The organism is Acinetobacter sp. ANC5681 (genome assembly GCF_023488045.1).
Taxonomy (GTDB): Bacteria; Pseudomonadota; Gammaproteobacteria; order Pseudomonadales; family Moraxellaceae; genus Acinetobacter.
This window is the reverse complement of sequence record NZ_JAMFKZ010000005.1, coordinates 20,040-32,441: the sequence shown is the minus strand read 5'-3', so window position 1 is coordinate 32,441 and position 12,402 is coordinate 20,040. Positions and strand designations below refer to the sequence as shown.

The 12,402-nt window shown below is 38.8% G+C and carries 13 protein-coding genes; 7 read left to right on the top strand and 6 right to left on the bottom strand.

The genetic code is table 11. The features are described 5' to 3' along the window. The first annotated feature begins 23 nt into the window (after positions 1 to 23). Positions 24 to 605, top strand: coding sequence for a superoxide dismutase [Cu-Zn] SodC (gene sodC / locus M5121_RS04625; RefSeq protein ID WP_249570492.1), 582 nt, complete (start codon positions 24 to 26; stop codon positions 603 to 605). A gap of 65 nt (positions 606 to 670) precedes the next feature. On the opposite strand, the gene craA is transcribed toward sodC, so the two are convergent. Continuing rightward, positions 671 to 1,900 carry a chloramphenicol efflux MFS transporter CraA gene (gene craA, locus M5121_RS04620; RefSeq protein ID WP_249570561.1) on the bottom strand — a complete coding sequence of 410 codons (1,230 nt, stop codon included), beginning with the start codon at positions 1,898 to 1,900 and terminating at the stop codon, positions 671 to 673. 348 nt (positions 1,901 to 2,248) lie between these two features. Then, complete coding sequence (locus M5121_RS04615) at positions 2,249 to 2,620, bottom strand: hypothetical protein (RefSeq protein ID WP_249570491.1); 372 nt, start codon at positions 2,618 to 2,620, stop codon at positions 2,249 to 2,251. A gap of 181 nt (positions 2,621 to 2,801) precedes the next feature. Here M5121_RS04615 and M5121_RS04610 point away from each other — a divergent pair, with 181 nt between their 5' ends. The 3 genes from M5121_RS04610 (at position 2,802) to M5121_RS04600 (ending at position 4,700) form a co-directional block, all read left to right on the top strand. Further along, entirely contained in the window at positions 2,802 to 3,674 is an 873-nt protein-coding gene (locus tag M5121_RS04610) for a DUF4349 domain-containing protein (RefSeq protein ID WP_249570490.1), read from the top strand. Between the two features lie 108 nt (positions 3,675 to 3,782). Continuing rightward, the gene (locus M5121_RS04605; protein WP_249570489.1) at positions 3,783 to 4,373 is read left to right on the top strand and encodes an NAD(P)H-dependent oxidoreductase; all 591 of its coding nucleotides are present in this window, start codon (positions 3,783 to 3,785) and stop codon (positions 4,371 to 4,373) included. Positions 4,374 to 4,385: 12 nt separating this feature from the next. After that, entirely contained in the window at positions 4,386 to 4,700 is a 315-nt protein-coding gene (locus M5121_RS04600; protein ID WP_249570488.1) for a putative quinol monooxygenase, read from the top strand. Positions 4,701 to 4,804: 104 nt separating this feature from the next. Here M5121_RS04600 and M5121_RS04595 read toward each other — a convergent pair whose 3' ends face one another. Then, positions 4,805 to 5,566 carry a nucleotidyltransferase domain-containing protein gene (locus M5121_RS04595; RefSeq protein WP_249570487.1) on the bottom strand — a complete coding sequence of 254 codons (762 nt, stop codon included), beginning with the start codon at positions 5,564 to 5,566 and terminating at the stop codon, positions 4,805 to 4,807. 489 nt (positions 5,567 to 6,055) lie between these two features. Further along, positions 6,056 to 7,465, bottom strand: coding sequence for a D-2-hydroxyglutarate dehydrogenase (locus M5121_RS04590; RefSeq protein ID WP_249570486.1), 1,410 nt, complete (start codon positions 7,463 to 7,465; stop codon positions 6,056 to 6,058). Positions 7,466 to 7,821: 356 nt separating this feature from the next. Here M5121_RS04590 and serA point away from each other — a divergent pair, with 356 nt between their 5' ends. The 3 genes from serA to M5121_RS04575 all read left to right on the top strand — a co-directional run bounded on the left by serA (position 7,822) and on the right by M5121_RS04575 (position 10,989). After that, entirely contained in the window at positions 7,822 to 9,054 is a 1,233-nt protein-coding gene (serA, locus tag M5121_RS04585) for a phosphoglycerate dehydrogenase (protein ID WP_004909533.1), read from the top strand. Between the two features lie 105 nt (positions 9,055 to 9,159). Next, positions 9,160 to 10,029 carry an EamA family transporter gene (locus M5121_RS04580; protein WP_249570485.1) on the top strand — a complete coding sequence of 290 codons (870 nt, stop codon included), beginning with the start codon at positions 9,160 to 9,162 and terminating at the stop codon, positions 10,027 to 10,029. Between the two features lie 93 nt (positions 10,030 to 10,122). Next, a complete protein-coding gene (locus M5121_RS04575) occupies positions 10,123 to 10,989 on the top strand; it encodes an EamA family transporter (RefSeq protein ID WP_249570484.1) in 867 nt (288 codons plus the stop codon). Between the two features lie 25 nt (positions 10,990 to 11,014). Here M5121_RS04575 and M5121_RS04570 read toward each other — a convergent pair whose 3' ends face one another. Further along, positions 11,015 to 11,473, bottom strand: a complete 459-nt coding sequence (locus tag M5121_RS04570) for a hemerythrin domain-containing protein (protein ID WP_151831089.1) — start codon at positions 11,471 to 11,473, stop codon at positions 11,015 to 11,017. A 150-nt stretch (positions 11,474 to 11,623) separates the two neighbouring features. Then, entirely contained in the window at positions 11,624 to 12,394 is a 771-nt protein-coding gene (locus M5121_RS04565; protein ID WP_005403299.1) for a sulfite exporter TauE/SafE family protein, read from the bottom strand. Positions 12,395 to 12,402: the final 8 nt, after the last annotated feature.

The following is a 12,402-nucleotide window of genomic DNA, read 5'->3' as shown; positions in this document are numbered from 1 at the left end:
CTGATAGATAAGGATAATTTGCAATGACTTCAATGATTCAAAAGTTTTCCCTACTGAGTTGCCTCGGCCTAAGTATCGCCGCCTGTTCATCGGTTAATCTGGATAACAACGCAGATAAAATCCAGACACAGCCTACATCAGCAGACCAAAAACAACTGATCACAGTGCATCAGGTGGATGCCAATGGTGTGGGTGTCTCCATTGGCACCGTGTCTTTCCAGCAAGCACCGAAAGGCCTGCTCATCACGCCTGCACTTGGAAAACTGTCTCCAGGTGAACATGGTTTTCATATCCATGAAAACGGCTCATGTGAAGCTGCGGAGAAAGAGGGCAAAATGGGAGCCGCCCTCGCTGCGGGCGGGCATCTTAACCCAGAGAAAGTTGCCCATCACGGTACGCCACTGGATGGACATTTAGGTGATCTACCAGCCCTAACCGTGAATGACAAGGGTTTTGCAACAACGCCTGTGCTTGCCCCACGCCTGAAACTTACCGATATTCAGGGTCGGGCAATCATGATTCACGCAGGTGGCGATAACTATTCAGATTCACCTAAGCCTTTGGGCGGTGGCGGAGATCGGGTTGCCTGTGGTGTGATTAAGTAAGGATATTTAAATACTGTGGGTATCCTAAAAGATATCCACAGTTGTGTTGATATTTTAAACAGGCCCTAATGGATTCCCTCAGCTTGACGCTCCAGCATAATCTGTTTCAGCACTACCCTCGGCTGGGTAAACCAGAGACCAATCAACACCACACTTGCCAAGGCAAAAGCCCAAATATGGAAATGCGTATAAAGTACACGCACCAATTCTATAATCACAAAGAAACTCATCATCAATAGCATTGAAACAGCCGCAGCGACTGTCCCTTTGGATACTTCTGAAGACATTAATGCAAAACGATATAAAACTGAAAAACTAATCCCCTCTCCTAAGCTTATTAAGGTCATACCGATCAATAAACACGGCACTAGATAAGTTTGCCAAATCACACCTAATACCAGAAATAAGGTTCCGAGCAACATAATGGGTAGACCCATCAAAATCGTTTTACCTAGAGGAAAACAATCAATAATCTTAATCAGAAGAATATTTCCCGCAATAAGCCCGAAAAATACAGGAAATTGCGCTAAACCATATTGCACACTACTGAGCTTTAACTCATCGACCAAGACGATGGGTGACAGCGCAATCCACAGCATTAATGGCATCCCAACCAAAGGTAAAGCAATGCTTAACCCTAAGAAACGGCGATTGGTGAATACTTTTTTAAAATCATCAAAAATATAAATAAAAGGTTGTCTCGCTCGACGCTCTGGGGTTGCTGGCATAAATTTATTTAGACCAAACCAACTCAGGAATGAAAAGATTGCAATCGCAACAAAACCCCAATGCCAAGAGACATAATCAATCAGAAATGCACCCAGAACAGGCCCAAGTAATGGCGCAAGCAAGGAAATATTGGCCATTAATGCCATCACTTTAATGGCATCACGTTCCTCAAATGTTTCCTGAATTGCAGCATAACCCACTGCCGAAATGACCGTAAGGCCAATTCCCTGTAAGAAACGTAAAATCAGGAATTGTTGGATATTCTGCGTCAATAAGATGAGCAAACAACAGATCGTAAAGAATGCCACGCCTACCAATAATACTTTCTTACGTCCAAGACGGTCTGACAGAGGTCCAAGCAACCAAGCAACACTTGCTCCACCCAATAAATAAAAAGACATGGAAGATGGTGCCCATGTTGCACTAACACCGAATTGTTCTGTAATTGCCAACATTGCTGGCTGAATTAAGTCATTACCAATATAGACTGAAAATTCGAATAGCACTAAAGCTAATGGAAACATGAGCGTTATACGGTTTAACGTCATGCTTTGATTGTTCGTCATCATGTTCTATTCACAAAAATAACCAATTCGCGTGCATCCATTTCCTTGAAAAACAGAAAATAGATTCCGCACCACGTCATTTTATGGTTCTGATTTAAATTAAATTTTGATTTTCATGCAGTGAGAACGCATGTAATAAATGTGAAAACACCGTATTCACAAGGTGTATAAATTGCGTGAGATTCGTAAATATTTTACCTATCGTAAAAATTTACAAGCGCAACTTTAGCACTTTTTAAAAATGCCTGCAATTTAAGCAATAAAATGAATTGTGTGGATATGTGAATAACCAAAAAGTTATCCACATTTTTGTCTATGTTTTATCCAGCACCAAATTACAGCTCAGGTTTAAGAGCACAATTCAAACTGGAATTTATTGGTATTGTCCCCTCTCGCACACTGATAGCTTTGTTTTTTATTTACAATCTTCCAGACTTCTTGATCGCGCTTTAACTCATATTCGGTACGAATAGCTGCAACAGAATCATCTAATTGCGCTTGTTCAACAGTGATTTCCGCATCTGTTGGGTTTTCAGCACGATTAAACTGCTGATCAATTTTGAGATTAGTTTCATCATGAAATAAATTTGGTTGATCGAGTAAAACCGCATGTATTGCTGTACTTTTTTGTACCGCTGCTTCTTGCTGTGACTGTGCAATCGGCTGATTACATGCGGCTAAAAATAAGCTACACCCTAAAACCATCCAAATTTTATACATTTTGTACCTTTCCTATTTACCACATGCATTTATGCTACTATGCAAAACTGGATTTCAAAGCAACAAAATGTATGTGACTTATGAGAGATTTGTTGTATTGATCAATCATTTGAACATCATCACAAGTCAATAAAAAAACAAATTTTATAACATGAATATCACCACGGATTAGGCATCACCAATGTCAGATTTAGCAAAAAAATTAGCAATTATTTTAGTCGTCAGTAGTACGATTGTCGGCTGTTCGAAAAAAGAAGAAGGTGCTGCAAGCGATGCATCTGTAGCGACAGAAAGTGCGGCGCCCAATAGTGAAACAATTCGAGCAAATGCAGCAAAAAACCCCGAACAGTTAGTAAGCACACAACAAAGTGCTCTCGAACAAAATCGGCAATTAATTAAAAGTGCTGAATTAAAATTTGAAGTGAACGATGTATTAAAAACCACATCTACGCTTGAGCAACAGTTATTGCAATACAATGGCTATATTGAGAATAAGCAAATTGACTATCAAGTGAGTGACCGTTCTCAACATGATCGTATTGATGGAACCGTGGATATTTATGAAAAAATCACGCCGACGGTACAACTGACAGTACGTATTCCAAATGATCAGGTGACAACATTTCTAAATCATTTACTGCCTTTAATGCTGAACTTTAATACACAAAGCTATGAAGCAAAACGTTATGAATTAAAACTGTTAGAAGAAAAACTCAATACAGCGAACCAAAGTAATAGCGCATCCAATACAGTAAATAATCAATTACAACAGCTCACTGATTTAGAAGTGAAAGATCGCCTAGCGTATAGCACCATTCGTTTAGAATTTTTCCAACAGCCAAAAGTGCGTAAGAGTCATGACCTCAATATTCATCGTATTGCATCACTAGACAGCGATCCATTACTCACCCGAATAGCCGAAGCATTCAAAATTGGACTATCCTATTTTAAAGAAACGCTCATCTGGTTGATCCAATTTTGGGCATTTTATATCGTGATTATTGCAATTTGGTTGATCCGTAAAGCTTATAAAACACGAAAACAGAACTCATAATTATTGATTTTTAGTCAATAGTATTTTGCTTATTTATACATTTTTACTCATGAATAGATTTTCTAAAATATATCCAAGTTTTAGAAATCTATTTTTGAGTTTAATTTTATGAGCAATATTTTAATTATTAATGGTGCTAAACAATTCGCTCACTCGAATGGTGAATTGAATGACACCCTGACTGACTTTTCCGAATCACATCTAAAAGCTTTAGGTCATACAGTACAAGTGACACGTACCGACAGTGACTATGACATCCAAGCCGAAATTGAAAAATATTTATGGGCAGATGTAGTGATCTATCAAATGCCAGGTTGGTGGATGGGCGCACCATGGACAATGAAAAAATACATTGATGATATTTTTACGATTGGTCATGGCTCACTCTATGCCAGTGATGGACGTAGCCGTTCTGATGCATCGAAAAAATATGGTTCAGGTGGCTTGCTGCAAGATAAAAAATACATGTTATCGTTGACATGGAATGCACCAATTGAAGCGTTCACTGATCCAGATCAATTCTTTCACGGCGTTGGCGTTGATGGTGTGTATTTAGCTTTCCATAAAGCCAATCAATTCTTGGGTATGCAATCATTACCTACATTTATCGTGAATGATGTAATCAAAATGCCCGATGTACCAAGCTACATCGAAGCGTACAAAGCCCATTTAGATCAGCTTTTTGCGACGGCCCATTAAGAGAGAAACCCTATGTTGACGATTATTGCAGAAATTCAGACACATGCAGGTGCAGAACATCGCCAAGCAGTTTTAGATGCTTTCCAAAAAATCATTCCAACTGTACTGGCAGAGGATGGTTGTCATGGCTATGCCCCATTGATTGATCACCTGCCAGCGATTGCTATGCAGACGCAAGATGAAAATAGCATTGTGATGTTAGAAAAATGGCAAAGTACTGCTCATCTCGAAGCACATATGCAAACTGCGCATATGCAGCAGCATTTTGAAGCAACTAAAGACCATGTTGCTGATGTGAAAATCCGTATTCTAAACAGTGGGATTTAATAGATAAAACCATTAACCTAAGTTCGACATTAAATATAATCTTCAGAAATGCGTTCACTGAATATTTAAGTCGAACTTAGATAATAAATAAGCGAATCATTTTATTAATAATAATATTGTTTTAAATGGCGACTATATTCAGTTAAATAACACGCTAAGCCCTCTCGACGATCAGCTTTTTGCATTTCTTTAGCGGCTAATTGCTCAATTTTGATTTCCAATAAATTCAGAATCGCGGCTTGTTCCACTTCAGGAAGTTGGGCTTTTTCTTTCTGCTGTTTTTTAATTTCTAAATAATCCTCTGCCCAATGACGTAATGGATCGTGCTCAGAGACTTGTGCAAATAAATCGGTAATCAATAATTCAGGCATGACTTTTTGGGTAGCTAACTCTGCCGACATCAAACCACGAATTGAATAAAATACTTTCTTATAAGTAAAATTATCCGCAGTTTGCATCACTTTTATGCCACCTTTCGCCAGTGATAAATAATGATGATATAGCGCACTATAATCGATTCGCTCAAGTAATCCATCGCGAAAGGTTTGCCATTCTGGAAAGGCATTAAAATAAACAATATGCGCTCGCACCCATTCCAGAACTGTTGGGTTACTTTTTGCCAATAAGCCAAACATTTTATCGAGATCATATGAAACGAAATCGAAATCCCCATCCATGATCTCAATCAAATCACGGTATTTTTTATAGTCAAAATATTGATCTTTGCTCGGCAAATGGAAGCCACGCACATCATAGTCACTGTCAGGGCTAGCCATACCCCATAGACGACTCCCACTTTCAATATAAAATAGTGGAATATCTTGGCGTTGTTCGAATAGTTTTTCGATTTCGTGATGGATGTTCATATTTCCCTCTAAGATTCGATTAAACGAGAATTTTATTATTTGTAACCTGTCAATTTGATTCTCTACTCTTAATTTATCTAATAAAAAGTAGCATTTTTAATTTACTAGCTAAGTTAACCTATAACACATCAGTAAAATAGATAAGTCCTATCCGTTCATTTTTTAAGTTATGGAGCTCGTAATTCTTAAAGAAATTTAATTCTCCCTCATAACAAAGAAAATTTATCTCACAATGAATAAGCTCTCCTAATATCCATGAAGAGAAGTCTTTGAATATAAATGAACCGGAGTAAAATAAATTTCCAATTTTTACTCTCAACATAATACGCATACACTTTATATTATGTTCATTATAAAAATGATCAATATAGTCTCCATATACTTGATCACTCTCTAGATAAATATAAGCTTGAATTTTCATATTGGTTTTATAAAAAAAGCGCATCTTTCGATACGCTTTTAACAGAAATTCTTTTATTTAATCAAGCATTAAAGATCAAATAATTTTCCTGGGTTCATAATCCCATTCGGATCAAATGCCAATTTCAATGCTTTCATATATTCAATTTCTTCAGGCGAACGAGAATATTCTAAATATGGCTTTTTAGTCATCCCCACACCATGTTCGGCAGAGATCGAACCATCATATTTTTTCACAGTCTCAAACACATATTTATTCACCACCTGACACTTCGCAAAGAATTCGTCTTTAGTTAGGTTTTCAGGTTTTAAAATATTTAAGTGCAAGTTACCGTCACCAATATGACCGAACCAGCAGATTTCAAAATCTGGATAGTTCTGTGAAACGATTGCATCAATTTCTGAGATAAACGCAGGGACATGCGAAATTAACACTGAAATATCATTCTTATAAGGAATATACGGCGCAATTGACTCTGAAATATCTTCACGTAAACGCCATAAGCTTTGAGCTTGTTCTAAGCTTTGACTCATTACGCCATCAATCACCCAACCCTGTTCCATACAATGCTCAAAAATCTGCATTGCTTTGTCCATAATCGGCTCATACGGCGCTTCAAATTCAAGTAATACATAGAATGGGCAAGTTGTTTCAAATGGACGTTGTACATGACCACGATCCAACACTTTTTGCATTGCCACTTCACCAAAGAACTCGAATGCGGTTAAGTCGATTTCTTTTTGGAAAGCATGTAATACAGGCATCACCGCTTCAAAGTCAGGCGTACCCAATACCATGACTTGTAGGTTTTGTGGTTGACGCTCAAGTTTAATCTCAGCCTCTGTCACCAAACCTAATGTGCCTTCTCCACCGATAAACAAATGCTGCAACGCATAACCCGTCGCATTTTTAATCATGCCTTTGTTTAAACGTAAAATGTCACCTTTACCCGTAACAACCGTTAAACCAAGCACCCAGTTACGTGTCATGCCGTATTTGATGACTTTAATACCGCCCGCATTGGTACCAATGTTTCCACCAATTTGACTAGAACCTGCTGAAGCGAAATCTACTGGATAATACATTCCTTGTTCTTCTGCAAAATTCTGCAATTGCTCAGTCACCACGCCTGCTTGAACACGAACCATACGATCCGCTGGCAAGAATTCTAAGATTTGATTCATCTTGTCAAAGCTAATCACGATCTCGCCATTGTTCGCTACCGCACCAGCCGATAAACCTGTGCGACCACCTGATGGCGTGATTGCCACTTTAAAACGGTTCGCCAGTTCTACAATCTCTTGAACTTGTTCAGTGCTTGATGGAAAAACGATGACTGATGGGTTCGGATCAAAGTGCTTAGTATGATCTCGTCCCCAATTTTCCAAGCTATCGGCATCAGTTTTAATACGGTTTTCACCCACGATTGCCGTTAAGAGGGTCAATAACTCGGGTGTTAAAGCGACTGGAGCATTCATCGTTTTCAGGCCTAGTAAGAAAGAGATATAGGACTTCTGGATGATCCTGAATGTATTTCAATGGCTTGAAAACAAAGGATTCAAAACATCCAAAATATAGAAACGCTAGCGAACTATCAAACTGTCTACACAACGAGTTCGAGCTTCGTATTCCTTTATTTTACATGTAAGCAAGCGAGGGATAAAGCACAGGATAAACATCTCGTCATAACAAAATGTGTATATGAACTAAAATTCATGCGAAACTGAAAAAATCTCAACAATTATGCTGAGCTAATTTTAAACGAAATATCTATAACACAAAGCTCTATGCTATGATACCGCAACTAAATTTTGGCCTTTGTAGCGGAGCCGTAATGAGCCAACATCTATCACTACCTAAAGACAAAATCCGTTTCCTTTTGCTTGAAGGTGTGCATCAAAATGCCATCGATACATTAAACGCTGCGGGTTATACCAACATCGATTACCACAAAACTGCGCTTGAAGGCGAAGCTTTGAAAGAAGCGATCAAAGATGCGCACTTTATTGGTATTCGTTCGCGTACTCAATTGACTGAAGAAATCTTTGAAGCAGCGAATAAATTGATTGCGGTTGGTTGTTTCTGTATTGGTACTAACCAAGTTGATTTAAAAGCAGCAATGTCTCGTGGTATTCCTGTTTTCAACGCACCGTATTCGAATACGCGTTCTGTAGCAGAATTGGTTCTTGCTGAAGCAATTTTATTACTTCGTCGTGTACCTGAAAAATCAAAAGATACGCATGCAGGTGGTTGGAACAAATCGGCTGTTGGTTCATACGAAACTCGTGGTAAAACATTAGGTATCGTAGGTTACGGTTCTATCGGCTCTCAACTTTCAGTTTTAGCTGAAAGCTTAGGTATGAAAGTTTGCTATTATGATGCGGTAACTAAATTACCGTTAGGTAATGCACGCCAAGTCGGTTCTTTGGATGAGCTTTTAGAAACTGCTGATGTGGTTTCTTTACACGTTCCTGATGTTCCTTCTACGCGTAACTTCTTCAAGAAAGAACAATTTGCGAAAATGAAGCCTGGTTCAATCTTCATTAATGCTGCACGTGGTACATGTGTAATCATCGAAGATTTAGCTGATGCGATTAAATCTGGTCACATCGCTGGTGCTGCAGTAGACGTATTCCCGAAAGAGCCAAAAGCAAATGGTGAAGAATTCCAATCTCCACTTCGCGGCTTGGACAACGTGATTTTAACACCGCACGTGGGTGGTTCTACGATGGAAGCGCAAGCAAACATCGGTTTAGAAGTTGCTGAAAAATTCGTTGCATATTCAGATAAAGGTATGACACTTTCTGCGGTGAACTTCCCAGAAATCGCATTACCACTTTCTGATGGTCAACATCGTTTACTTCACATCCACAAAAACGTTCCTGGTGTATTGTCTAAGATCAATACATTATTCGCTGAACAAGGAATCAATATCTCTGGTCAATCTTTAATGACTAAAGGTGATATCGGTTACTTGGTAATGGATGTTGATGCTTCTGCATCTCAAGAAGCTTTGGATACTCTACATAATGTAGAAGGTACAATCCGAGTACGTGTATTGTTCTAATTTAGACAATTCACTCAAAAGCCACGGCACTTGCTGTGGCTTTTTTATTGGTGATTGAATTATTATGTGAATATTAAACCAATTGTTCTAATAATAAGTGTCCCAATGCTAAAAACACCTGTGCACGCTCTCCTCCTCTTAATGATCGCCATGTTATGTGTACAAGGTAGCGGTTCTTTAGCCAAAATTTTATTTCAAAGTTTTCCAGTATTGACCGTATCCGCAATGCGCCTATGTTTTGGTGCGATCATTTTGGCAATTATTTTTAAAATTTGGACCATCAACTTCAAAGTGGTTCGTTGGAAAGCAATTCTCAGCTATGGTTTTGCACTTGCTGGAATGAACGCCCTGTTTTATTTATCACTAGAGCGTTTACCTTTGGGCTTAGCGGTTGCCTTTGAGTTTATCGGCCCTTTAAGTGTTGCACTATTTCATGCACGACAGCGCTATGATTTTATTTGGGTGGGTTGCGCCATTCTAGGTTTAGTATTGCTATTTCCTCTACAACAAGCACAACAACATTTAGATTTAGTCGGTGTCTTTTTTGCTGTGGCTGCGGGTGCATGTTGGGCGCTATACATTATCGCAGGTCAAAAACCATCAGGTATTTCAGGTAATCATACCGTTTGTTTAGGCATGAGTATTGGTATGCTGTGTTTATTGCCCTTCGCACTCGCTGCTGGTGCCATCGATCGAGTGTTTGAACTGCCCAATTTATACTATTTTATTGGGCTTGCGATTTTAGCAAGTGCATTGCCCTTTACTTTAGAAATGATCGCTTTAAGAAGCCTAACTCCTTTAAGTTTTGGAACACTCATGAGTCTTGAACCTGCAGTAGCTGCATTATCAGGATTTATTTTTCTGGGTGAGACTTTATTGTGGAATCAATGGCTTGCGCTTGGCACGATTATCATCGCATCGATCGGTTGTACATTTACCACTCAACATGCTCGACAGCAAAAAGTGAATAAATAAAATGAAAGCGTTCCACCACGATGTACCGTCTTCAACTTATAATCAAACCACCTATCTTGTAGGTATTTTTTACTTTGCTTTTGTAGATCTTCCATGAAAAATATCCAGTTGGTCGCGGTGCTGTACATGGTTCTTTCCATGGTGTCTTATCAAATCAGCGCTTCATTCGCCAAACAACTTATTGCAACACTTGATCCACTGACCGTCACGATTCTACGACTCTGTTTTGCAACGATTTTGGTTGCGATCATGTTCCGCTCATGGAAAGTATTATCTAAGCTAAAGTATTTAAAATGGCGCGATTTATTACTTTATAGTGCATCCTTAGGTTGTATGAATATTTTGTTTTATACATCTTTAGGCAAACTGCCTCAAGGGATTGCTGTTGGCCTAGAATTCATCGGTCCTTTAGGATTAGCATTACTATCAATCAAACAGCGCAGTGATTATATTTGGGTGGTTTTTGCTATCTTAGGAATCGCATTAATGGTTCCTTGGCACGATGCGAACTCGGAAAATTTCTCCTATTTTGGAGCTGCTTGCGCTTTAAGTGCTGGACTCTTTTGGGCCTTGTATATTTATTTTGGGCATCGCGTGGTACAACAAAATATTGGGATGCATGCGCTTACTCTTGCGATTGGTTTGTCTGCACTGACCTTATTACCCTTCGGACTTTGGAACAACACGCCTGCCTTAATCGATACGCAATATTGGGGCAAAGCCCTAGTGATTGCAGTATTAGCCACCGCCATTCCCTATGCGCTTGATTTGATGGCATTGAAACGGTTAAGCAAACTCAGTTATGGAACACTGACTAGTCTTGCACCTGCGCTTGCTGCTTTAGCAGGACTCGTGTTACTGCATGAACAAATTAGCTTCATCCAGTGGATCGCACTTGCATGTATTATGATTGCATCGATTGGAGTGACCTTACGTGCTGAAAAATCTCGAACACAGTAAGAGCACTCCTTTCTGCTCATTTTCGTTATAACGAAAATGAGCGATCTGCATTTTTATATTTCTGATATTCAGTAAGATATTTTTTACCTAGTTTTTCCTTTTCATCATCCTCTAATATTTTTCCAGCCTGTTGGAAAAATTTATGTTCCTCTTCCTTTAAATGATGATGGACTTTTTCACTTAATTGTTTTGCTGTTGCTAACCAACTCGGATTACTCATATCAGTTTCTTCTAATTTTTCAACCAGTTCATCCATTTCATGATGCTCAGATAAAGCATGGCGGGTAATGTCTAAACCCACATCATCAAACATTAGAGGAATATATAAATAACGGTCTTCGGCAACTGAATGCGCATAGAGTTCATTCTTAAGCTGTTTAAATAAATCTTCCCTTTCTTGAGTATGTCCGCTGGTCTGAATTAATCGTTCAGCTAAGTTACGTTGTTGTTCATGGCTTTCTCGAAGTGCTTCAAATATATTCATTTTTACCTCTAAGATTGGCGAACAACCACAGTACGAGATAGTAATTATCTTGTTACTGCGGTTTTTGGCTAAACATCCATCTTAGAAAGTGTTGATTTTTTAAACAGCATTATTTAGGTATGTTTTTGTTGTGAAACTTTATCTTTTGGTTCAAACAGTAACTATCATTTGATAACCCAATCGACAAATCAAAATACTCACCAAAATTAAAAACAATATTCTAATAAATCCGCTTCCATATTTTAAAGCAAGGCGTACACCCAACAATGAACCAGCAATATTTGCTAGTGCCATCATTAAACCCAATGCAAATAACACATGACCTGTTGGAATAAAGAAGCTTAATGCCGCCAGATTCGTCATGAAATTGCCAATTTTGGATAGTGCAGAAGCATGCAAGAAATCAACTTGCAAAAATCGAATGAAAAAGAAAATAAAGAAGCTGCCTGTTCCAGGTCCAAAGATTCCATCATAAAAGCCAATTGCTAAACTACCGACCGCTGCAAAGATCAGCAGTTTAGGAGTAATGCGTTGATCAACATGTACTTGCCCAAACTGCTTTTTCATAAAAGTATAAATCGCAATCACGACCAGCATGACCAATACAAAAGGTCTTAGAATATGAGTGGGGATCATGGAGACACAAGCAGCTCCAGCGAAAGAACTTATGAATGCAAAAATGGCAATCACAAGTAAAAGTTTCCAGTTTAATTTGACCCGCCTAGCAAAAGAAAATGCCGCCGATGCTGTACCACAAATTGAAGCAAGCTTATTGGTACCAAATATTGTTGCAGGTGAGGTATTTGGTAGTGCCCCCATTAGGGCAGGGATTTGTATGAGTCCACCGCCACCTACTGCTGCATCAATTGTTCCAGCACAAAAAGCAAAAAAGATTAAACTCAGAATGAGTTCCCACTCCATGAGTTATA

Bases quoted from the DNA above. Each gene is read 5' to 3' on its own strand.
- M5121_RS04570 (WP_151831089.1), bottom strand. From the start codon at position 11,473: ATGAATATATTTGAAGCACTTCGAGAAAGCCATGAACAACAACGTAAC.
- M5121_RS04590 (WP_249570486.1), bottom strand. From the start codon at position 7,465: ATGAATGCTCCAGTCGCTTTAACACCCGAGTTATTGACCCTCTTAACG.
- M5121_RS04615 (WP_249570491.1), bottom strand. From the start codon at position 2,620: ATGTATAAAATTTGGATGGTTTTAGGGTGTAGCTTATTTTTAGCCGCA.
- M5121_RS04600 (WP_249570488.1), top strand. From the start codon at position 4,386: ATGTTGACGATTATTGCAGAAATTCAGACACATGCAGGTGCAGAACAT.
- M5121_RS04595 (WP_249570487.1), bottom strand. From the start codon at position 5,566: ATGAACATCCATCACGAAATCGAAAAACTATTCGAACAACGCCAAGAT.
- M5121_RS04610 (WP_249570490.1), top strand. From the start codon at position 2,802: ATGTCAGATTTAGCAAAAAAATTAGCAATTATTTTAGTCGTCAGTAGT.
- M5121_RS04580 (WP_249570485.1), top strand. From the start codon at position 9,160: ATGCTAAAAACACCTGTGCACGCTCTCCTCCTCTTAATGATCGCCATG.
- sodC (WP_249570492.1), top strand. From the start codon at position 24: ATGACTTCAATGATTCAAAAGTTTTCCCTACTGAGTTGCCTCGGCCTA.
- M5121_RS04605 (WP_249570489.1), top strand. From the start codon at position 3,783: ATGAGCAATATTTTAATTATTAATGGTGCTAAACAATTCGCTCACTCG.
- M5121_RS04575 (WP_249570484.1), top strand. From the start codon at position 10,123: ATGAAAAATATCCAGTTGGTCGCGGTGCTGTACATGGTTCTTTCCATG.
- serA (WP_004909533.1), top strand. From the start codon at position 7,822: ATGAGCCAACATCTATCACTACCTAAAGACAAAATCCGTTTCCTTTTG.
- M5121_RS04565 (WP_005403299.1), bottom strand. From the start codon at position 12,394: ATGGAGTGGGAACTCATTCTGAGTTTAATCTTTTTTGCTTTTTGTGCT.
- craA (WP_249570561.1), bottom strand. From the start codon at position 1,900: ATGACGAACAATCAAAGCATGACGTTAAACCGTATAACGCTCATGTTT.